18 protein-coding genes are annotated in these 22,160 nt (G+C 66.5%); 8 read left to right on the top strand and 10 right to left on the bottom strand.

All coding sequences use genetic code 11. The features are described 5' to 3' along the window. Positions 1-164: 164 nt before the first annotated feature. From ACIQ51_RS06885 to ACIQ51_RS06875, 3 genes are all read right to left on the bottom strand, one after another. Entirely contained in the window at positions 165-1,220 is a 1,056-nt protein-coding gene (locus tag ACIQ51_RS06885) for an alcohol dehydrogenase catalytic domain-containing protein (protein WP_396204287.1), read from the bottom strand. A 64-nt stretch (positions 1,221-1,284) separates the two neighbouring features. Then, positions 1,285-2,190 carry a cupin domain-containing protein gene (locus ACIQ51_RS06880; protein WP_396204286.1) on the bottom strand — a complete coding sequence of 302 codons (906 nt, stop codon included), beginning with the start codon at positions 2,188-2,190 and terminating at the stop codon, positions 1,285-1,287. Continuing rightward, positions 2,163-3,815: an FAD-dependent oxidoreductase gene (locus ACIQ51_RS06875; RefSeq protein WP_396204285.1), complete on the bottom strand. Its 1,653-nt coding sequence runs from the start codon at positions 3,813-3,815 to the stop codon at positions 2,163-2,165. Before ACIQ51_RS06875 ends, ACIQ51_RS06880 begins: the two co-directional genes overlap by 28 nt. A 97-nt stretch (positions 3,816-3,912) precedes the next feature. Here ACIQ51_RS06875 and ACIQ51_RS06870 point away from each other — a divergent pair, with 97 nt between their 5' ends. After that, positions 3,913-6,900 carry a glycoside hydrolase gene (locus ACIQ51_RS06870; protein WP_396204284.1) on the top strand — a complete coding sequence of 996 codons (2,988 nt, stop codon included), beginning with the start codon at positions 3,913-3,915 and terminating at the stop codon, positions 6,898-6,900. Positions 6,901-6,964: 64 nt separating this feature from the next. Further along, a complete protein-coding gene (locus ACIQ51_RS06865; protein ID WP_396204283.1) occupies positions 6,965-7,672 on the top strand; it encodes a spermidine synthase in 708 nt (235 codons plus the stop codon). Here ACIQ51_RS06865 and ACIQ51_RS06860 read toward each other — a convergent pair. Genes ACIQ51_RS06860 through ACIQ51_RS06850 form a run of 3 tightly spaced genes read right to left on the bottom strand, consistent with a single transcriptional unit; the run spans position 7,650 to position 11,627 of the window. Next, positions 7,650-9,908: a DUF5916 domain-containing protein gene (locus ACIQ51_RS06860; protein ID WP_396204282.1), complete on the bottom strand. Its 2,259-nt coding sequence runs from the start codon at positions 9,906-9,908 to the stop codon at positions 7,650-7,652. The two genes, ACIQ51_RS06865 and ACIQ51_RS06860, sit on opposite strands and share 23 nt — an antisense overlap. Before the next feature lie 57 nt (positions 9,909-9,965). Then, positions 9,966-10,232: an Ada metal-binding domain-containing protein gene (locus ACIQ51_RS06855; protein ID WP_396204281.1), complete on the bottom strand. Its 267-nt coding sequence runs from the start codon at positions 10,230-10,232 to the stop codon at positions 9,966-9,968. Between the two features lie 27 nt (positions 10,233-10,259). Next, entirely contained in the window at positions 10,260-11,627 is a 1,368-nt protein-coding gene (locus tag ACIQ51_RS06850; protein WP_396204280.1) for a M28 family metallopeptidase, read from the bottom strand. Between the two features lie 104 nt (positions 11,628-11,731). Between ACIQ51_RS06850 and ACIQ51_RS06845 the strand changes: the two genes are divergently transcribed. Beyond that, positions 11,732-11,980: a hypothetical protein gene (locus ACIQ51_RS06845; RefSeq protein ID WP_396204279.1), complete on the top strand. Its 249-nt coding sequence runs from the start codon at positions 11,732-11,734 to the stop codon at positions 11,978-11,980. 2 nt (positions 11,981-11,982) lie between these two features. Further along, positions 11,983-12,657 (top strand): peptidylprolyl isomerase, encoded by a 675-nt coding sequence (locus tag ACIQ51_RS06840; RefSeq protein WP_396204278.1) that lies wholly within the window; start codon positions 11,983-11,985, stop codon positions 12,655-12,657. 15 nt (positions 12,658-12,672) lie between these two features. Here ACIQ51_RS06840 and ACIQ51_RS06835 read toward each other — a convergent pair whose 3' ends face one another. Both ACIQ51_RS06835 and sseA read right to left on the bottom strand, forming a co-directional pair. Then, on the bottom strand, positions 12,673-13,563 hold the full coding sequence (locus ACIQ51_RS06835) for an aldolase/citrate lyase family protein (RefSeq protein WP_396204277.1): 891 nt from the start codon (positions 13,561-13,563) through the stop codon (positions 12,673-12,675). Between the two features lie 68 nt (positions 13,564-13,631). Next, entirely contained in the window at positions 13,632-14,486 is an 855-nt protein-coding gene (gene sseA, locus ACIQ51_RS06830; RefSeq protein ID WP_396204276.1) for a 3-mercaptopyruvate sulfurtransferase, read from the bottom strand. Between the two features lie 178 nt (positions 14,487-14,664). Here sseA and ACIQ51_RS06825 point away from each other — a divergent pair, with 178 nt between their 5' ends. Then, positions 14,665-15,609 (top strand): NAD(P)H-binding protein, encoded by a 945-nt coding sequence (locus ACIQ51_RS06825; RefSeq protein ID WP_396204322.1) that lies wholly within the window; start codon positions 14,665-14,667, stop codon positions 15,607-15,609. 13 nt (positions 15,610-15,622) lie between these two features. On the opposite strand, the gene ACIQ51_RS06820 is transcribed toward ACIQ51_RS06825, so the two are convergent. After that, positions 15,623-17,206, bottom strand: coding sequence for an amidase (locus ACIQ51_RS06820; protein WP_396204275.1), 1,584 nt, complete (start codon positions 17,204-17,206; stop codon positions 15,623-15,625). 15 nt (positions 17,207-17,221) lie between these two features. Next, complete coding sequence (locus ACIQ51_RS06815) at positions 17,222-18,712, bottom strand: esterase/lipase family protein (RefSeq protein ID WP_396204274.1); 1,491 nt, start codon at positions 18,710-18,712, stop codon at positions 17,222-17,224. Between the two features lie 174 nt (positions 18,713-18,886). Here ACIQ51_RS06815 and argG point away from each other — a divergent pair, with 174 nt between their 5' ends. The 3 genes from argG (at position 18,887) to ACIQ51_RS06800 (ending at position 21,988) form a co-directional block, all read left to right on the top strand. Further along, entirely contained in the window at positions 18,887-20,218 is a 1,332-nt protein-coding gene (gene argG / locus ACIQ51_RS06810; protein ID WP_396204273.1) for an argininosuccinate synthase, read from the top strand. A gap of 139 nt (positions 20,219-20,357) precedes the next feature. Further along, positions 20,358-21,053: a hypothetical protein gene (locus ACIQ51_RS06805; RefSeq protein ID WP_396204272.1), complete on the top strand. Its 696-nt coding sequence runs from the start codon at positions 20,358-20,360 to the stop codon at positions 21,051-21,053. Beyond that, positions 21,053-21,988: a 2-dehydropantoate 2-reductase gene (locus ACIQ51_RS06800; protein WP_396204271.1), complete on the top strand. Its 936-nt coding sequence runs from the start codon at positions 21,053-21,055 to the stop codon at positions 21,986-21,988. The genes ACIQ51_RS06805 and ACIQ51_RS06800 overlap by 1 nt, the downstream gene beginning before the upstream one ends. The last annotated feature ends 172 nt before the right edge of the window (positions 21,989-22,160 follow it).

Raw genomic sequence — 22,160 nt, 5'->3', positions numbered from 1 at the left:
CGCGAACGTATCTCCGCCGGGCGCGCACCACAACACAGGTGCCCTCGGGGCACACCAACGGCGCGAGCGAGCTCGGCAATGCGCCTTTCGGACGCGTGCTGCTCGAGGAGCTCCGTGGTGGAGCCGGGGCGGCACATGGATCGGGTCGTGTGCCGCCGCAGCGACTAGGGCACCACCACCGTGCGCGCCGGCGCACGATGCTGTTCCAGCGCGTCGAGGACGGCGTTGATCGGTGCGGCATCGAGGGGCACGCGCTGCGTCACTACGCGATCCAGCACGAGCGCGCCACGCGCGGCCATGGCCGTGAGCTCCTCCAGCTCTGATAGCAGGTGATCGTTGGAGCCGATCAGCTCACCCTCGCGGCCAATCAGATCACGATAGGTGTCCACTGGCACCGGGACATCGTTGAGCCCCACGATCACCGCACGCCCGAGCGGGGCCACGCTCTTGAGCGCGAGTTGCACCGTGTCGGCGTGACCCACCAGCTCGAGCGCCACATTCACGCCTTCTCCCCCTGCAAGCGCACGCACTGCCTGTGCCGCGTCGGCCGGCGACATCCCCGACACGTCGAGCGGCACAGCACCGCACTGTTCGGCGAGCGTGAGCTTGTCGGCACTGCGATCGGCGGCAATCACACGGGACGCTCCCAGCTCACGTGCGATCTGCACGGCCGACAAGCCAAGGCCGCCGGCACCAACCACCAGCACGGTATCGCCTGCGGCAACACGCCCCTTCCGCAGGGCGTGCAGTGATGTGGCCGATGAGCACATCATCACCGCTCCATGTTCGAAGCTCACGGTGTCGGGCAAGCGCACGGCATTGCGCTCGGGCACCACGAGGTACTCGGCCCAACCGCCGTCCGTAAAATGGCCCAGCATCAGCCCTGTGCCGCAGAACTGCTCACGCCCAGCGAGGCAATGGTCGCATTGGCCGCAAATCACGAGGTAATGGAGGCACACGCGATCACCCACGGCACGCGTGCGCACCTCGGCGCCCACCGCCGCGATCTCACCTGCCACTTCGTGGCCAAGGGTCAGCGGTAGCGGTTCCACCCGAGAGCGACCGGCACGGTAGTGCACGTCCGAGTGGCAGATCCCGGCGGCCCGCACGCGAATCAGCACGTCGTGCGGTCCTGGTGTGGGTACGGCGATCTCGTGCAGCTCGACCGGATGGCCGGGGCGTACGAGGCGCACGGCGCGCATAGTCGCTGGCGAAGTCATGAGAGGTTGGGGGCGAAGAGCATGAACGAATGCTGCCGTCGGGTGCCTCACCACGGAGGACCCGTTAGCAGACCGGGGGATCGTCGGTCACGCCGAGTCGGGCGATGATTGCGGCCGCTGCCGGATAGCGGGCGGTCAGTTCCGCTACGTGTCCCGCCTCGAAGCACGACGGCGTGAAGCCCGGCGACATCGTGCACCCGAAGAGGGCATGCCGACCCCCGGGCAGCAGGCATCCGGCCTGCCAGGTGTTGGCGGGAATCACCACCTGCGCCTGCTGTCCTGCGGCGGCATCGGTCCCCATCGTGACCTCACTCGTGGTGCCGTCGGTGTGCAGCAGGTGGAGCACGAACGGATCACCGCCGTAGGCGTGCCACACTTCGTCGTGCGCGAGCCGGTGAAACCGCGAAAGGCTGCCGAGGCTCTCGGCATACAGCCCCACCATTGCCGTGCCGGTCGGTGCGCCCGAATCGAGCCGCTGCTCCGATCGCCACGTTTCGCGATACAGTGTGCCTTCAACGGGGAGCCGATCAAAGCGATACTGCCGGAGCAGCGCCATCGTGTCCGCATGCACCGGCACGCCGGTGAAGGACGAGTGGTCCATCACGTCCACGACACAGGCCAGGTCGATGGCGCTGTAGCAGTGCGGGTACAGCGCGTCGGCGTCGGCGTCGGCGTCGGTCGGCTTGGGCGTAGCCGTGGGCAACGGGGCCGGCGGCTCGAACACGAGCGCCTCGCCGAGCGAGGCGGCGTCGAGGACCAGCAGCACGAGGTCAGGCACGCCCGCGAAGTACGCCCGCGCGGTGGGCAGCACCTGATGCGCCCGCGAGAGGTGAATGAAGCCCTCATGCTGCAGACTGTCGGCGCGATACGCACCGGCCGCTCGCGCCGCCGCGAATGCGGCGCGCGTGCACAGGTGAAAGACGGCAGCGTCGGTCACGGTCGTCATGTGGTCGGCAAGGGTGTGGGCCACGCGAGCGGTACACCGGCGTTGGTCAGCGTGCGCTGCAGATCTCGCGTGCGCTCGACATTGGCGTGAATGGCCGTTGGTGGTACCTGCGTGCGTATTGCCTGTGCCACCAGATGCCCCGCCGCTTCACCCACGTTCCATTCGATGGGGTGCAGGCGATAACAGCCGTTCGTGAGATGTGTGACGCCGAAGTTCTTGCACGCCGGCAGCAGGTTGCCCAGACGCACTGGCACGAGTGCGCCGAGCGGGATCTGGAAGGGGATCGTATCCCCGTAGCCGCCGGTGTCGCCGCGCGTGGTGCGATGCAGGTCCATGGCATAGTGCCCGATGCCCACGCTGTCGGGAAACGCGGTCGTTTCCTTGCCGGCGGGCTGCAGGCTGCGCAGCACATCCTGCTCACGCACGATCGTTTGCGTGAGTAGCCGACGGCTTTCGCGGATGTACGGCATCATGGCCAGTCCGTCGCTGGTGCCCACGATGTCGGCCCGTAGCCGCAGCCCGGGCCATCCCAGGCCACCATCGGGCCGTGGCGCCTCGGTCTGCAGCCAGTACAGCAGACAGCGGCTCAGCGCCCCCGCCGCGCGCACATGGGCCGCCGCATCACTGGCTGGCACGCCCACCAGCGGACCGTCGGCGTAGTCATTCTGCCACCAGTTCACGAGCGTGACGTCGCCGGGATGCGTGCCCGGGGTAAACAGCGTCTGGTCGATGATGCGCCGGTAGGACCAGTAGCCGGTGCGTGCCACGGGATCGAAGCCGATCCGCTTGTTGGCCGGTTCCTCGAAGCCCAGCAGGGGCCATGCCGTGCCGTTCACTTCCACCGTCGCTGCCCGCCAGTGCGCATACTCGGCGGGACGATCAGACACATGATGCTCGCCGGCGCGGTGCTCCATGGCGAACACCACGGTGAAACTCTGCTGGTTGTCGGGCTGATATTCTGCAGGCGCGTGCGGCTCGCCTGTCATGGTCCGCGACTCGGCGCCGCTCACGTGCTCGGCGCCGCTCAGCGCCAGCAGGTCACCAAGTTCCGTGGCGTCCGCGAAGTATCTCGCGTGTAGCACTTGCTCAGCATCACGCGCATCGCGCACGCGCACCGCGCGGATGACGTCGCGGTGCACATCGACGCCATGGAGTCGGGTGCCGCGCAGGATACGCAAGCGACCCTCGGCCACATGTGGAGCGAGCATCGCCTCGATCGACGCCAGCCACACCCGTGGTTCGGCGCATATGCGTGACACCCAGCCGTTTCCCGGATTGAGTCGCGCATTGCGACGGGCTCGTTCGAGCAGTGCCGGATCGCGCCGGTAATGGTCGCGCACCGTCTCGCGAAGCGCGCGGTAGCTGGCCGTCCCGCCAATCGACTCGATCCAACGGTTCTCATCGGGTGGTACCGCCTGCGCCGTGAACTGACCACCAATCCACAGGGATTCCTCGGTCATGATCACGCGCAAGCCACGCTGGCAGGCAGCGAGCGCTGCCGCACAGCCACCCGCGCCGCCACCCACGATCACCAGGTCGGCCGCCGCCTCCGCACCGGACAGCACGGTCAGCGCGGATAGCGATGCCAGCGGCCGTGCCGCCACCGGCGCGAGGGTGAGCTGGGTCAGGAAGCGTCGTCGTGTAAGCATCGGTGGGACAGTAACGTTTGGTGGAACCGGTCGATAGCTGGACATTCGCCGAGGCGGCGGAAGATTCGGGAAGCACGACTTCTCCAGCCCTCCCCAAATGCTCCGCACTCCTGCTCTCATCGCCGGTGCGCTTCTGGCGCTCGCGGCCGCCGTCGAACCGCTCTCCGCCCAGGCCGTGGTGGGGGCGCTCGCCAGCGAGGCCATGCATGGCCTTCGCTGGCGTCACATTGGACCTTTCCGCGCCGGGCGTACCAAGAGTGCGGTGGGCGTGGTACAGCAGCCCAATGTGTTCTACATCGGCCCCACCAACGGGGGTGTGTGGAAGTCGAACGATTACGGTCGTACCTGGCAGCCGATCTTCGACGCGATGTCGAGCGGATCGATCGGGGCGATCGAGGTGGCACCGTCAAACCCCGACATCATCTACGTGGGCAGCGGCGAAGGACTGCAGCGCCCCGATCTGTCCACCGGTAACGGCCTCTATCGCTCCAATGATGCCGGGCGCACCTGGCAGCATCTTGGCCTGCGAGATGGACAGCAAATCCCTCGTATTGCGATCGATCCGGCCAACCCCGACCGCATCTTCGTGGCGGTCCTCGGTCATCCGTACGGTCCCAACACCGAGCGCGGCATCTATCGCTCCGTAGATGGCGGACGAACCGTGGAGCGCGTGCTGTACAAGGACGAGAACACCGGCGGCGCCGACGTGCTCCTCTCGCCGAACGATCCCAATACCGTATATGCCGTCCTCTGGGAGGCTCGTCAGGGGCCATGGGAGAACGCGGCGTGGAGCGGAAAGAACTCCGGGCTGTTCAAGAGCACCGATGGTGGCGCCACCTGGACACAACTCGCCGGCGGTCTTCCCACCACCGCGGATGGCCTCGGTCGCATTGGCATCGGGATCAGCCCGAGCGATCCGAAACGCCTCTATATCACGGCCACGGCGGGGGCGAAGAGCGGCATCTATCGCAGCGACGATGCGGGTACCACGTGGGTGCGTACCACGGATGACTCCCGCTTCTACGGGCGTGGTGACGACTTCGCCTCCATCACCGTCGATCCGCGGGATCCCAACACGCTCTACACGATGAACATCGTGGCGTGGAAAAGCACCGATGGCGGATACACCTGGAAAAGTCTGCGCGGCGCACCGGGTGGCGACGACTACCAGCGGTTGTGGATCAACCCCACCAACCCGCAGGTCATGCTGCTTGCCGCCGATCAGGGGGCAGTGATCACCGTGAACGGCGGTGAGACGTGGGGCTCGTGGTACAACCAGGGCACGGCGCAGTTCTACCACGTGACTGCCGACTACAACTGGCCCTACATGCTCTGCGGCGGTCAGCAGGAGTCGGGCTCCGCGTGCGTGTCGAGCCGTGGCAACGACGGCAGCATTACCTATCGCGATTGGCGTCCGGTGGGGGCGAGTGAATACAGCTACGTGGCTCCCGATCCACTCGATCCCAACATCTACTACGGCGGCACGGTCACGCGCTTTGATCGTCGCACCGGACAGGTGCAGAACGTCAGCCCCAATGCCGGGCGTGGACGCGGCACTGCGGGCAGCGGGCCGGATTACTTCCGTGGCATCCGCACCATGCCGATCCTCTTCTCCCCCATCAACAAACGGAAGCTGTACTACGGCACCAATGTGGTATGGGAGACTGTGAACGGTGGCAAGGATTGGAAGCGGTTGAGCGACGATCTGTCGCGCTCCACCTGGGCAGTGCCGCCGAGCGTGGGCATCTACGCTACCACTCCTGCGGCCAAACCCACGCGGCGTGGTGTGGTCTACACCATCGCGCCGAGCCCGGTGGACTCCAACACCATTTGGGCCGGCACCGATGATGGACTCATTCATGTGACGCGCAACGGCGGCCGCACCTGGACTGATGTGACGCCGCCGCAACTTGGCCCGTGGTGGAAGGTCTCGATCATGGACGCCTCCCACTTTGACGCCAACACTGCCTACGCCGCCGTCAACACCTTCCGCCTCGATGACCTGCGTCCGCATCTCTATCGCACCCGGGATGGCGGCAAGACCTGGACGGAGATCGTGAACGGCATGGCCGACGATGCCCCGACCAATGTGATTCGTGAGGATCCAGTGCGCCGCGGGCTCTTGTACGCCGGCACGGAAACACACGTATGGGTGTCCATGAACGACGGTGATACGTGGCAGCCGCTCACGCTCAACATGCCCCCCATCTCCATCCGGGACCTCATCGTCAAGGACGATGACGTGGCGGTGGGCACCCACGGTCGTGGCTTCTGGATCCTCGACAATGTCACCTCGATGCGCCAATGGAACGGCGCGAGCGCCCGCAGCGCGGCGACGCTCTTCAAGCCGGCAACGGCTACGCGGGTCCGCTACTCGATGTATACCGATACGCCCATCCCGCCCGACGAGCCGCGCGCCGAGAATCCGCCCGACGGCGCGATGATCGACTACTACCTGCCCGCTGACGCACAGGTGGTGATGATTGACATCGTCGATACGCGCGGGCGTGTGATCCGCACGTACCGCAGCGACGATCCCACGCCGGCGCCAGCTGACGCCGGCAATGTGCCGTGGTACTGGTTCCGGCCGGCCGCGGCACCATCGCGCAAGGCGGGGCTGCAGCGATTCGTGTGGGATCTGCACTACGCGCGCCCCACCACGGAGTGCTCGCTGCCCATCTCGGCCACGCCGTTCAACACGAAGTGCGAGCCCGAGGGTCCATGGGTCATGCCGGGCGTGTACACGGCGCGACTCACCGTGGATGGTGCCGTCGTTACGCAAACGTTCCGTGTGCGCATGGACCCCCGCGTCACGACCCCACTCGTCGCACTCCGGCAGCAGCACGATCTCTCCGTGGCACTCTACGATGCCATGCGTGACGGAGCGCCACTCGCCGTTGCGGCCCGCCAGCGTGGCGATGCTGCTCTGGCCGCAGAGATCGAGCGCGCGGCAGCGTCGCACAGCAGTGTGATTGAGGCGTTGCAGGATGCCGACGGCGTGCCGACGGATTCCGCGGTCCGTGCTGCCAACGAACGACTCACGGTATGGCGCGCCCTCCTGCAACGTGCGGCGGGAGGGCGCTGATTCTGCCCGATCGTCGTTGGGTGGAACTGACCACGGGACACCTCCATCCATTATGCTTGGTGGCATGAAGCCACTCGAACGCCTGGGCGAAGCCCGCACGCCTGACGGCACCCTCCTGCAGTTCTATCGTCACGACGGCGCGTACCTCATTCGCGCCGATGGTGTGGAACTGATGTCCACACGGCGCCACCTCAGCGAAGACACCTTGGCTGAGGTGGCGTGCGCCGGCCTCGCCGACCGAGAGGGCGCGCGGGTCCTGATTGGTGGGTTGGGCCTGGGGTTCACGCTGCGCGAAGCGCTGCGCCACGTGGGGCCCACCGCTGAAGTGGTGGTGGCCGAGCTCATGGCGGAGGTGATCGCCTGGAACGCCAACCCCGAGTACGCGCTGTCGGCTGAGGCGATGCAGGATCCTCGTGTGCGCATCGTGCACGAGGATGTGGTGAAGGTGTTGCGCGCCAATCCTGACGGCTTCGACGCGATCATGCTCGACACCGATAACGGCCCCGAAGGGATGATCATGGCCGAGAATTCGCGTCTCTATTCGGCCGGCGGCATCGTGGCCACCATGGAGGCGCTCCGCCCGGGTGGTGTGATCGCGTACTGGTCGGTGGGTGACGACCCCGGTTTTGCCGGCGCCTTGCAGCGGGCCGGGTGCGTGGTGACCGACATGAAGGTGCGCGCCCACGCGACCAGTGGTCCGTTCCACACGCTGTACATCGCCAAGCCGGGTCGAAAGGCCAGTCAGCGGGTCACCACGCCACCATGCGGGTGACCTTGAGCGCGACCGAGCGCTCGTTGCGCACGTTGGTCAGCGTATTCTGTCGTTCGGTATACACGAGGAATACGTCGCTCAGTGGGGCGTAGCGCCACGCGATGCGGGCATTGGTGACGAAGCTGCGTGATTGCGTGTTGTATTGTACGAAGGCGCTGCCGAAGAGCGTGGTGGAGCGGGCGTACTTGAGCCGCACGCCTGCGAGGTCTGCGTTGAAGGCGCCGCTGGGCAGCGTCACGTCGTTGTGCTGGTACGTGCCTTCGAGGCTGACGTCGTAGCGGGGGCGCCAGGTGAGCCCACCGCTCACCGTCTGATTGGTGCCATTGTAGAACTCACCCACCTGCACACTGGCGTTCCCGTAGAATGGATAGCGCTGCGTCGAGGTATAGGTGGCCCTCGCGTTGCGGAACGCGTAGCTCCCCACGGGAATGGTGCGCCCGGCGAATGGCGTGAACGGCTGATCGAGGCGATCGAACCAGTCGTTCACCTCGAGCTTGAGTTCGCCGTCGGGCTGGAAATTCAGATCCAGGCCCCCTACCACGCGTCGTGACTGCAGTGCGCCATCCATGCCCACGAAGCGTTCGGCCTCGAGGTAGGGGTTCACCTCCTGCAGCAGCGGCACCTTGGGGCGGGCATGAATGCCGGTGGTGGCGTACCACTGCTCGAAGCCGCGGCGGTTCACGAAGCCGATCCCCGGATCGAAATGATCGGTGACGCGCTTGTACATCGCCGAGCTATTCCAGAGGCGTCCGCGATAGGCGACCGATACGCGCCCGGCACTGCCATTGGAGGTGGCCGTGTCGGCGCGGCTGCCAGCCAGATACGTGTTGATGATGAGATTGCCGAGTAACCGGATGTTGGCGTCGACGCCGTAGCTTCGATTGAAGGCCTCGCTGCCGTCGGTCGCCTGGCGGTTGGCGGCTAGCACGCCGATATCCGAATTGCCCCATACGTTTCGGCGGAGGCGCACCACGCCAAAGTTTTCGGCGGCACTCGCCCCGGCCCGCTGCGTCTGCATGTCGAGCATGCCCACCTCCCATCCCGCTACGCGACCGGTGAGGCGACCGCCACCGGTAATGGGGATGGGGAGACCATCGCCGGTGAGACCGATCTGCCGAGAGTTGAAGAGCGTGAAGTCACGGAGCTCTGCACCCATGCGGTAGTTGCGCTCGGCCACATCGCCAAAGGTGAACGAGCCGCTGTTCTCGATGAAGAACTCGCGGCGTTCCGGGAAGAGAATGCCGAAGCGGGTAAGGTTGACCACCTGCTGATCGACCTCGACCTGCGAGAAGTCGGTGTTGTAGGTGAGGTCGAGCGTGAGCGACGGGGTCACTCCGTACTTGATGTCGCCACCGACGTCGGCCTTGCTGCCGAGCGAGGCGGAGGGCACCTGCGCGCCGCGCGAATTGCCGGCGAGGGCATACGGTTTGATCTGCAGGTTGCGTCCCTGCTGCAGCCCTGAGATCCCCTCGATGGTCCCCGCCTTCGACATGCGATGGAGGCGATACTGCCGTTCGAGTGGCGCCCAGTAGCTCGTCTCATTCACACGCCGCACCCGACGAATGAAGTTGATCCCCCACGCCTGCGGGTCCCGGGATGCATCGAAGCGCAGCGTCTTGAGCGGGATGACCATCTCTACGGTCCAGCTGCTGTCCTGCTGCGTGGTGCGCACGGTGTGAATGCCGTCCCAGGCGTCCACGATGGTGCGGGAATCGTTGAAGGTCTGTTCGTCGCGCACGGCCCCCTTGGGGTTCACGAGGAACAGGAACGAATTGCGCCGATCGTGAAAGGTGTCGAGCACCAGACCGAAGATGTCACTGTTGCTCGACACGAAGTCGCGCTCGAGCCCCACCGTGATGGCCTTGTCTGGTTCGGGATCGAAGTTTCGCGCCGACACATAGAGGTGCTTCGTGTCGTAGAGCAGACGCACTTCGGTACGGAAGCGCGACGGGAATCCCGTGTTGGGTAGCTGCTGCACGAAGTCCGTGAGGACCGGCGCCGTCGCCCATGCCGCCTCATCGAGTTTCCCGTCGATCGCGATAGGTGCGGCGGTGCGCGTGGCGCGGAACGACGGGCGCGGCACCATTTCAGGATTCACGGGCGCTGCGGTGCGATCGGTGCCGGAGCCGTCCTGAGCCCGCGCTGCCGTGGGCGTACCCAGAAGGGAGCACGCGCTGAGTGACAGGGCCGTGTACAGCAGAACGAGACGGCGGGACGGCGGGATGGCAGGCGTCATATCCGACTGTACGCGGCGGCGCGGTCGGATGCTGGAGTCCGCGGCGCCGAGTTCAGGCTACTGCTTGGCCTTCCACGCCTGGTACTCCTCCGGCAGGCACACCGCGCACGGGCGATAACCCGCTGCAATGGCGGTGGCCTCGTCGGCGAAGAAGACGCGCTGTTGCTCGTAGCTCCGCCCCGTGGCGAGCGCTCGCCGGGCCTGTTTGCAGTCGAGGCGCCCGTAGATGCGCTGTTTGCGGTGCCCACCGAGCGTGCCCGGTGTGGTGCTCGAGACGGTGCTGCCGTCGGCCGCCACGAGGCGGTAGAGCCTAGGAATGTTCATCCCCACAAACTACACCGGCTGGACCGCTTATCGCAGCGACTGCTCCAGATCGGCGGCAATGAACGCCATCACGGCCATCGCCGCCACGCACCGCTGCACCTCCTTCGGATCCAGCTTGTCGGGCGTATCGGCATCGGTGTGGTGGAACCAGAAGTACCGCGTGCCGTCCACTTCGAGCCCCATGCCCGGCACCCCGGTGGCCATGATCGGGCCGATGTCAGCGCCGCCGCCGCTGGGGCCGATCTTGCCCGCGCCAATGGGCATCAGCAGTGAGCCAATTGCCTCCACGGCTTTTCGCGCCTCGGGGGTGCCAGTGAAACCGAAGCCGAGCGGCGCGAACACGCCGCCGTCGCTTTCAATCGCGAGCTGATGCACTTCGTTGCGATGCACGTCTCGGTAGGCGTTGCCGCCGCGCATGCCGTTCTCCTCGTTGGTCCATCCCACCACACGAATCGTGCGGCGCGGGGTGAGGCCCAGCCGCTTGAGCAGCCGGATGGCTTCCCACGCCACCACCACACCGCCGGCATCGTCCATGGCGCCTTGGCCGACATCCCATGAGTCGATGTGCCCACCCATGACCACGACCTCGTCGGGCTTCGCGCTGCCGCGCAGCTCCCCCATCACGTTGTGGCTCTGTGCATCGGGCCGTGTTGTCGCGCCCATGCGCAGCGTGACCCGCACCGTGTCGCCGCGATTGATCATGCGGCGCATCATCATGGCGTCTTCTGCCGTGACACTTGCGTGCGGAATGCGCGTGACCGTGCTGTCGTAGCTCATGCTGCCCGTGTGCGGCGTGCGCATGCTGTACGGGCCGGCGCTGCGGGCCAGGCTGGCCACCGCACCGGCTTTTGCCGCCTCGATGGCCCCAACACGGCGAAATGCCCCGTTGTAGCCGTAATCGCGCCACTCTGCATCGTAGAGCACGATCTTGCCCTTCGCCTCGGATGCGCGCGCCTTGAGCTCGTCGAAGCTCGCCACCACCATCACCTCGGCGGTGATCCCCTCAGCAGGGGTGCCGATGCTCCCACCCAGCCCCAGCATGGGAAGCCGCTGCCTCCGGGGGGCCACCAGTTCGAGCGACTCCTCGCCGCGCACCCAGTGGGGGACCATGACCCTTTCCTTGTGCACGTTGCTCAGGCCATCGCGCGTCATGGTCGCCGCCGTCCAGTCGATCGCCTCCTCCAGCGCCGCCGACCCCGACAGGCGGTGACCGAAGCGATCGGACAGTTCGGCGATACGATGCCACGCGCCCATGGAGTCCGCCTGCGCCGCCGCGATGATGCGGTTGGCCACCTCACGGTATCTCGCCGGGATGGCATCGGGAGCCTGTGCCGATGCGGGGAGCGCGAATAGGGTCCCCAGAACGAGCAGGGCGGCGGAGCGAAGGCGCGGCATGGGCGGGCGGGTCAGGGACGAGGGGGTGAACAACGGCGACGCGGGAGCTAATCTGTGCAGATTCCAATTCTACTGTTGCTTACGAGCAACCGCCCGGAGACTCCATGCGTGACCTCACTGCGTTGCCCGTTGACATGCTCGAGGCGATGAAGGCGAAGCTGCTGCGCTGGTTCATCACGATCGCGATCATCGATGCGGTGGTGATTCTCGCCTTCGTGCTCGTGCTGGTGCTCAGGCCGACGATCAATCCTGTGCTGTTTGTGCCGCTCCTAGTGATGCCCGGCATCGTGCTGGTCCCCTTCATCACGCGCCTCACGGCCGTGAAGAAGGAGTTGGAACGGCGCGGACGCTGATCATGCTCATGCATCGTGCGCGAATGGGTGTGGTGTTCACCGCCAGTTTGTTGTTGATGGCATGCGACAGTGACAAGACACCGCCCCCCGTGCGAACCGACAGTGCGGTGGCGGCGGCTCCGGTGGTGCCCGCTCCGTCGACCACGCCACGCCGCAGCCCCGACAGCTATCGCGTGCGTTTCGAGACCTCCAAAGGACCATTCGTGGTGCAGGTGAAGCGTGCACTCGCGCCCCGCGGGTCGGATCGCTTCCACGAGCTGGTCACGATCGGCTACTTCACCGATGTGCGGTTCTTCCGCATGGTCCCGGGCTTCATCGTGCAGTTCGGCATTCACGGTGATCCCAGAGTGAACGCCATGTGGGATACGGCGGCGATTGCCGACGATCCCATTCGCTCGAGCAATGCCGACGGCACCATCGCATTCGCTGCCAACGGCCCGGGCTCCCGCGCGGCCCAGCTGTTCATCAGCACGGCCAACAACGCGCGCAAGCTGGATGGCCAGAAGCTCTTCTCCCCCTTCGGCACCGTCGTGGAGGGGATGCGCGTGGTGCGCGCCCTCAATGCGGAGTACGGTGAGGAGCCCAACCCCTCACGCATCGTGCGCCAGGGGAACAGCTATCTGCAGAAGTGGTTTCCGGCGCTCGACTACATCACGTCGGCGACGGTCGAACCGTAGTACGCGGCGACCCGCTCAGCGCTTCACCAGCGCGCGCCCGCTGCGAATGAGGTCATCGGTCTGCGTGTTGTTGCCCATGAGCAGCAGCCCGCGATAGCCGCGCGTGATGCGATCACCGAGCGTCTTGTCATTCGCGGTCATCATGCTGGGCATGCCCGCCTTCTCGCTCACGTCGCGCACTTGCTGGCAGGCTGCCTCGGCATCGCCGGCCTTCTCGCGCCCACCGAGCGCCTGCGTGAGGCTGCCGATACCGCACGAGAGCAGGCTGTAGCCGGGAATGGCCGCGATGTCGGACATCTCATCCACCGCGCCCTTGTCCTCGATCATCAGCATGGCGACCACGGTGCCTGTGGGGTTCGTGCGCGACCACACGTTGGCGTCCCTGAAGAAGCCCGCAGCAATGCGCGCCTCGGCGGCACTGCGCACGTGCGGAATGACCACGCCGTCGGCACCGGATGCGAGTACCTCCTTTACCCGTGCACGCGTGCTGTCCACGCCCGCCGCCTCGATGGTGGGGATGCGCACCAGCAGTGTCGGGCGCGACGTCGCCGGCTGCGACGCCAGTCCCGCCACCATGGCCTTCACGGCGCCCGCGTCGTACTGCCCCTCGAGATTGAGGAACAGGTAGTCGAGCAGTGGATTGGCAGCGAGCGCCTTCGCCCCAGCGTCGGTATACAGCGGTGGGAGACGCTTGCCGTTCGCATCCGTGGCTCCCGGTGCCCGCTCGCTCGGTACGAAGATGCCGAACGCCGAGCCGCCCTGCTTCCAGAGGGTGAGCGCGCTGGCGCTGGCGCGGGCCGGCGCCTGCGCCTGCGCCGGCGCAGCGATGACGCCGGCGGTGAGGCCGAACGAGAACAGGGCGACCGCCGTGGGTCGTGCGAGACGCTGGGTGAGGAATGGGATCATCCCAGCGAATCAACGCGTGTTCGCGCGCCCCGCAAGTTCGAGGGAGGATCGCCGCCGGAATCGAACGGTCAGTGCCCCGTGGCCACCGGTGTATCGGCCTGGCTCCCCCACTCGGTCCAGCTGCCGTCATAGAGCGCGGTCTGTCGCGCCCCAGCCACGTCCAGCGCCAGCAGCACCGCACAGGCCGTGATGCCGGTCCCGCAACTCGCCGTAATGGGGCCATCGAGCTGCATGCCGGCGGCGGCGAAGCGTGCCTGCAGCGCCTCGGCCGGGAGCAGGAGTCCGTCGCCGTCTACCAGCGTGGCGTAGTGCACGTTGCGGGCCCCCGGAATGTGCCCACCGCGCACACCGGCGCGCGGTTCGGCCTCTTCGGCGCTGAAGCGTCCGGGCGAGCGGGCATCCACCACCTGCTCGCCCCCGTCGGACGCGTTGCGGCGCATGTCAGCCAGATCGCGCCAGCGCGAGGGATCGACGTTGGGTGAGAACGTCGTCGCGGGATACGTTGTGACGTCAGTGGTCACGGCGTGCCCCTCGGCACGCCAGCGTGGAAGGCCTCCATCGAGCACCGCTACCGTGGCGCCCATGGTGCGCAACATCCACCACAGGCGCGGCGCGCTGAAATTCTGGCCAGACCCGTCGTAGACCACAACGACATGCCCGTTACCGATGCCGAGGGCGCCGAGGCGTTCGGCCAGCCGCTCCGGCGAGGGCATGGTGTGGGGGTACGGTGCACGCTCATCGGCCAGCGCATCCAGATCCGCGAAGACTGCGCCGGGAATGTGGGCGGCCTCGTACTCGGCGTGACCGCTGCGTCCCGCCGTCGGCAGATACCAGCTCGCATCGAACAGACGGAGCGATGGATCGTGCAGGTGCGCGGCGAGCCACGTAGTACTCACGAGCGGGGTGGGGAGGTCGAGTGACATCGTCTGTCGGTCTGCGGGGATGGCCAATGCGGTGCAACACGCCGCGCGGGGCTTGCGCGCTCCGTCAAATTTACGGCGTGGGATACCATGTGGGATGTGCGATGGGCCGTGCCTTCACCACTCGACGTCGATGACTGATTCTTCCACCAGCGCTGCTCCAAACCGTCTGCGGGTGTTCATGGTGGGTGCGACCGGCACCATCGGCCGTGCCACCGTGCGGGCGCTGGTACGCCACGGGCACGACGTCGTCTGTTTCGTGCGCGCCAGAGACGGCACGGCGCCGAAGATCGGCGGCGCCACCGTGCGCACCGGGAATGTGACCGATCCCGCCAGCGTGGCGCGCGATGGCTTCAGGGGCGAACAGTTCGATGCCGTGGTGAGCTGCATGGCCTCGCGTACCGGCGGTCGGCGCGACGCGTGGGCCATCGATCATCACGCACACCTCAACGTGCTGCAGGGAGCCAGAGAGGCCGGCGTGTCGCACTTCGTGCTGCTGTCGGCCATCTGCGTGCAGAAGCCGCTGCTCGCGTTTCAACATGCCAAGCTCGCCTTCGAACAGGCGCTCATGGCTTCGGGGCTTACGTGGTCGATCGTGCGCCCCACGGCGTTCTTCAAGAGCATCTCGGGACAGGTGAAGCGGGTGCAGCAGGGCAAGCCCTTTTTGCTCTTTGGCGACGGTGGTCTCACCGCCTGCAAGCCCATCAGCGACGATGATCTTGCCGAGTTTCTTGCCGGATGCCTCACCGATCCTGCACGCGCTAATCGTATCCTGCCGATCGGTGGTCCCGGGCCCGCGCTTACGCTGAGGCAGCAGGGCGAACTGCTGTTCTCGCTCGCGGGGACGCCGCCGAAGTTCACGAGTGTGCCGGTGGGCTTCTTCGATGTGATCATCGCGGTGCTCGGTGTGCTCGGCACGGTGGTCCCGCCGCTCCGAAACAGGGCCGAGTTTGCGCGCATTGGTCGCTACTATGCCACCGAGTCGATGCTGGTGTGGGATCCGGTGGAGAAGCGGTACGATGCCGCGGCCACGCCGTCGTTCGGATCGGACACCCTAGCGGACCACTACGCGAAATTGTTGCGCGGCGAACTGGCGGACGATCGCGGTGAGCACGCGGTGTTCTGATTGCGTCTGTTGGTCACCGCGCCGCGGGCATGCGGAACCGGCGGCTTGCCTGTTCGTACGCGTGGGCATACGCCAGCACGCGCGCGTCGCTGCCTGGGAGCCCCACGAAACTGAGATTGCAGGCCGGCAGGCCGTCGCTGCCGTAGCCGGCGGGTACCGAGACCTCGGGTAGCCCCAGCCAATTGCCGTAGCCGAGAGGGGTGCGCACGTCGGGCCATGGCGATGTGGCGTCGGGCGCCGCGAAGGGCATGGTGGGATAAATCATGACATCGATCCGGCGCGTCTTCATGCTCGACGCCAGTGCGGCGACGACCGACGCACGCGATTGCAGGAAGCTCACCGCCGCCGGGTCCCGCTCGTAGGCCACGCGCGTGAGCGGCTCCATGGTGTCCCAGTCGGCCGGAAGCACGTCGTAGAAGGCCCGATACGCCGCGAGACCATGCCGGATCGCCTCGTTCGCGTTCACTCCCTGCCGCTCGAAGTAGCGTCTGAGAGCGTTGGCGGTGCTGGCCGGCGAGTTTGCGTTCGGTGCCACATCCCCGCGGGCCGTGGCCGCCGCCGCGAACTGTTCGCGATAGTTGGTGCGATCCACCGACGGGGTGAAGGCTTCGACGATCGCCCCTGCCTTGGTGCAATCCACCAGCGCGGCATCGAGCAGGGCGAGGCATTCTGTCGTCATCTGTGCGCGGGGCGCGTGCACTTCCACGAACCCCAGGCGCGCATCCCGCAGCGCGTGTGCATCGAGTGCTCCGAGTTGTCCGCGTTGCCATGCACCGGGCAACGAGAGCGCATCATCACTGTCGTACCCGGCGATTGCATCGAGCATGAGGGCGGCGTCGGCCACCGTGCGGGCGAGGGGACCGTGGGTGTCCAGCACGGGCCACGTGGGGATCACGCCGCTGCGGGGAACACGCCCAAAGGTGGGCTTCATCCCGACCACCCCCGTGAACTGCGCGGGAATCCGGTTCGACCCACCGTCGTCGGTGCCCAAGGCGCAAAAGGCAAGGCCGGACGCCACGGCCACGGCACTGCCGGCGCTCGAGCCACCGGGCGTCTTGCGGCCGGCCGGATCATACGGGTTCAGCACCTGACCGGTATGGCTCGATGTCCCATTGCCGCGATAGGCGAAGTCGTCGGCTGCCGTCTTGCCCAGCAGGACCGCACCCGCGGCGCGCAGGCGTTCCACCTCGATCGCATCGCGCTTCACCGGCGTGGGAAAGAGCCGCGCCCATTCCGCACTCGACGCCGACGTGGCGGTCCCTTCGAGATCGTAGATCGACTTGGCGAAGAGCGGAACACCATCGAGCGGCCCGCGCAGGGCCCGCTGCCGCACGCGCGCGTCCGACGCACGCGCTTCGGCGAGCGCCGTCTCGGCGAGCAGGTCGATCGCCCGTGTCGCGACGCCACCAGTTCGGCACCGCTCGAGGGCCCGCCGCGTGATGTCGAGGGCGGTGTACTCGCCGCGCAGGCGCCCGGCCTGATACTGCGCGATGGTGCCGTGCAGCGGATCGTCGGCCAGTTGTGGCCACTCAACGAGTGGCAGCGCCAGCATAGCGCTCAGGCGAGCCAGGGCATCACGACGCGACAGGAGGGACATGATCGTTTCTCGCGGTCAGCTTTCGTTCCACGGACGGGTCTCGAGGCGTAGCACCGCACGCAGTCCCGGACGGGTGTTCTGCAGGGCGGGCAACTCGAAGACCCAGTTGTCGGGCACGGGTTGGTGGGCGTGCGCCGTGTGTTTCACCGCATTCGGTGCTTCGGTGTCCCACCCGTAGCGCAACGACCAGCCCGTACCCTCCACGAAATATGCCTCGAGGTTCACCTTGTCGCGGAAGAGGTACCCACCGTCGTAATGATCGCGTTGCCAGAACGCTTTGCCGTCGATCTGGTACTCGGGCACCTGCACGCCCACGTCGAGGCTGAAGCCAAGCGTGGGGCGCGACGCATCCACGCGCGCGCGGTTGGAGAGGAAGACACTGGCGAGATGGACCGGCTGCCGCGCGCGCACATGACGGTCATACTCGATGAGCACCGCCGAGCCTTCGTCGCCCGTGCGCCGGTGGAGATCCCATCGGGCGCCACGCACACGCGCGATCACGTCTACCAGATAGTCGGCGCGAATGGCGTGCCCCGCGTCCTTCTCGTCCTGCACCGACGACGGCAGCATGATCTCCTCCACGTCGAGGAAGGCGTCCACTCGCATGGTACCGAAGAGGAAGCGCCGAAGGTTCTGGTACCCGTCTTCAGAATTGACGATGCCATAGTGCCCCGAGTGCGAGCGGTGCACGAAGGCGCGTGGGGTGTCGGCCACGGTGGCGTTCACGATCCGCACTAGGCCGTCGCTCATGGGGCCCACCGCGTATTTCGCCAGGCCGTAATCATCGTGATTGGTGCCGACGAGACAGAAGAAACGCTCTTCGGGAAAGCAGCCATTGAGCGAGTTGACGGTCGCGTTGGTGGGCAGCGCGAGGTATTCCCGCATACGCTGCTCGTTGAAGGTCTCCGACTGCTTCAGGCCGAACCCCGGCACGTTGCCGATCCCGCGCAGATCGATCCCGCCGTGTGGTGTGGCGTAGGTGAACACCTTGTCGATGCGCCGGTCGTTGGGCGAGAGCCGCTGCAGCATGGACCGGCAGATGAGGCCGCCCATGGAATGCGCGACGAGATACACACGGAACGCGTCGGTGGCGCTGCCGTGGCGCGCGCGGTCCCCGGGCACATACCGGTCGTGCACTGTGTTCACCAGATCGAGCAGCCCCTGCGCATAGTGCTCGATCTCGTGGCGTCTCCCGGCGCCCAGCTCTCGCGACGCCTCGTCGTAGTAGCGGTAGATCCAGACCGAGCGTGGCGACGGTTCGAGGTCGTTCGGCAGCTCTGCGCCGTCGACGAAGGTGTCGCGATAGCCTTCGTCCTTCATGAGGCGTACGAGCGGCGATTCGAAGACATGCCGCACCACGGACCGGGGATACTGCTGGCGGAGTTTGGTGGAGCCGATGTTGAACCCCATGTAGGGGTCAGCCACGGTTTGCTCCACCTCACCATCGGTCATGGCGTAGCCGCGGACATAGATGATCGGGAAATACGGACGTTCGTCGCGCGTCACATTGCACCTCATTCATTGGAAATCATGGAGCCACCCCGCGCGTCCAGCATGTCGGCCGTGGGGGGCGAGCGGCCAGCGGCCAGCATCTCGGCGGCACTGACCGGATGGTAGGGCCGCCGGGCCCGCCTGATTAGTTTACGGGGTTGTCTCACCTCTAGGACACCCAGGACACCCGTGGCCAACATCCTCCAGCGTCTTCCCATCGGCGAGAAGGTCGGCATTGCCTTCTCCGGCGGTCTCGATACCAGCGCAGCCCTTCACTGGATGCGCGAAAAGGGCGCCGTGCCCTACGCCTATACCGCCAACCTCGGGCAACCCGACGAGACGGACTACGAGGAAATTCCGCGCAAGGCGATGGCCTATGGTGCCGAAAAGGCGCGGTTGATCGAGTGCCGCGCCCAGCTGGTGGCGGAGGGGCTGGCGGCGCTGCAGTGCGGCGCGTTCCACATCAGCACCGCCGGGCAGACCTACTTCAACACCACGCCGCTCGGGCGCGCGGTGACGGGCACGATGCTCGTGGCGGCGATGCGCGAAGATGACGTGAACATCTGGGGTGACGGCAGCACGTTCAAGGGCAACGACATCGAGCGGTTCTACCGCTATGGCCTGCTCACGAACCCCAACCTGCGCGTGTACAAGCCGTGGCTCGATCAGCAGTTCATCGATGAGCTGGGCGGCCGCACGGAGATGGCGGAGTACCTGATCAAGAGCGGCTTCGAGTACAAGATGTCCGTCGAGAAGGCGTACTCCACCGACTCGAACATCCTCGGTGCGACGCACGAGGCGAAGGACCTCGAGTTCCTGAACAAGGGCATGCACATCGTGCAGCCCATCATGGGGGCGGCGTTCTGGAAGGACGAGGTCACGATCGCGCGTGAAACCGTGACGATCCGCTTCGAGGAAGGCTATCCGGTGGCGATCAACGGTCAGGAGTTCGGCAGCGCGCTCGAACTGTTCACCGAAGCCAACGTGATTGGTGGCCGTCACGGCCTCGGGATGACCGATCAGATCGAGAATCGCATTATCGAGGCGAAGAGCCGCGGCATCTACGAGGCGCCGGGGCTCGCGCTGCTGTTCATCGCGTACGAGCGCCTCGTGACGGGCATTCACAACGAAGATACGATCGAGCAGTACCGCATCAACGGGCGCAAGCTCGGCCGGTTGCTGTATCAGGGGCGCTGGCTCGACCCGCAGTCGCTCATGTTGCGCGAAAGCGCCCAGCGCTGGGTGGCGCGCGCCGTGTCGGGTGAGGTGACCATCGAACTGCGTCGTGGCAACGACTATAGCATCATGGATACGTCGAGCCCCAACCTCACGTACAAGCCCGAACGCCTCACGATGGAGAAGGGGCAGGAGTACTTCTCCCCGCTCGATCGCATCGGGCAGCTTACGATGCGCAACCTCGACATCATCGACACGCGCGACAAGCTGGCGATCTACTCGAGCACGGGGCTGTTGCAGAGCAGTGCGGTGAACGGGGTGCCGCAGTTACCGAGCGGCGAGTAAGCGCTCGTGGGTGCGGGGCGCGGGGGGGGGGTCACCCCGCGCACCCGCCGTATAGTTGCACTCCGGCGGGAACGACGCAGTTTTCCGCTTCCCACCGGCTTGTCCGACCGAAGCCATTCCCGAAGCTCAGGAGTCATCGATGAAGCGTTTCATGCACGGGGCCGCCGCGGCCCTCGCGCTCGCCCTCGTGCCCCAGCTCGTTCATGCGCAGGACCAGTCCATTTCGGTGAAGGGTGGCATCCAGGTGAAGGGCTGGATGGGCGCCGTCGACGCGAAGGAAGCGAAGGCTGGCATGACGATCGACAGCGCCAAGTTCGTCACCATGGGGCCGGGCATGCACGCGACGACGGGTCCCTCCAGCACGTACTGGAACCCCGGCATGAAGGCGTCGGGTGACTACACGGTGAAGGCGACCTTCTCCGAGCGCGCGTACTCGGCGCTGAACAACCACCCCCACCCGTACGGCATCGTGATCGCCGGCAACGAGCTCGGCACTGACAACGCGAGCTACCTGTACTGCGCGGCCTACGGGAACGGGAACTTCATTGTGCGCGGCTTCGGTCCCGCGCCGTTCCAGATGAACGGCCCGCGTGGCGGCGCGCACCCGGCGGTCAACAAGGCCGAAGCCAAGGGCAAGCCGGTGTCGCAGGAGATCGCGATGAGCGTGAAGGGTGACAAGGTCTCGTGCACCATCAACGGCCAGGAAGTGGCGAGCTACACCAAGGCCGATGTGACCGGTGCGGGCAAGCTCAAGACGACTGACGGCATGGTGGGCTTCCGCATGGGGCACAACACGGATGCGCACATTGCCGGCTTCACCATGAGCAAGAACTAGTGCGCTTCGCCGTGGTTGGCGCCGGCGCGGTGGGTGGCGTGTTCGGCGCCCGCCTCGCCGCCGCTGGCCACGAGGTGCATTTCCTCGCCCGAGGACGCACGCTCGAGGTCCTGCGCACCGACGGGCTCCAGCTCGAGAGCGTGCACGGCGACCTCCATCTCTGCCCGGTCCACGCTACCGACGATCCGGCCACGATTGGCCCCGTCGACGTGGTCCTGGTGGGTGTAAAGGCCACGCAGGTGGCCGCCGTGGCACCCTCACTGGCGCCGCTGCTCGCGGCCCACACGGCGGTGATTCCTCTGCAAAACGGCGTCGAGGCCAGCGTGCACCTCGCCGCCGCCCTCGGGCCCGGGCATGTGCTCGAAGGGGTCTGCCGGGTGATTGCCGAACAGGCAGCGCCGGGGCGCATCCGCCACATGGCCGTGGTGCCGCTGCTGGAATTCGGCTTCCGCTCCGGGCACCCGCCGCATCAGGCGGTGGCCGCGCAGATCCCCGCCATTGCGGCGTGCCTCAATGCCGCCGGCCTGCAGGCGCTGCTGCCCGCCAACATGGCGGTGGCGCTTTGGGAGAAGTTTCTGTTCATCGAACCGATCGGGGTGGTCGGGGCGGCGACCGGCGAGTCGTTCGGTACCGTACGCACTGTTCCGGCCACCCGGGCGCTGATCGATCACGCGCTCGATGAGGTGATTGCGGTGGGCCGAGCCGTGGGTGTTGAGTGGCCAGAACGTGCAAAAGACGTGGTGTGGCAGCGATACGACGGCCTGCCTCCGGACGAACGCACGAGCATGGCGCGCGACCTGCTGGCGCGGCGTCCTACCGAGTTCGAGGCACAGACCGGAGCGGTCGTGCGGCTTGGCGCGCAGTACGGCGTGGAGACCCCGGTGCATGCTGTGCTGTGGGCGGTGCTCATGCCGCGCGTCGTGCTGGCGGACTAGCACGCAGGGGTCGGGGTCGGGGTCGAAGCTGAGGTCGGGGCACTGCCACCACGGTCTGGGCACTGCCACAACAGTTTGGGTACTGCAACCACGGTCGGGGTCTTCCTACGGTCGCAGTCTCTGCTTGGGTCGGGCGCGGCGCTGCGCTGGCGCGTCGGGGGTGTGGTCGTGG

This window comes from Gemmatimonas sp. (genome assembly GCF_044344655.1).
GTDB lineage: Bacteria > Gemmatimonadota > Gemmatimonadetes > Gemmatimonadales > Gemmatimonadaceae > Gemmatimonas.
The sequence above is the reverse complement of the archived record's forward strand: the minus strand, read 5'-3'. Positions and strand labels throughout refer to the sequence as shown.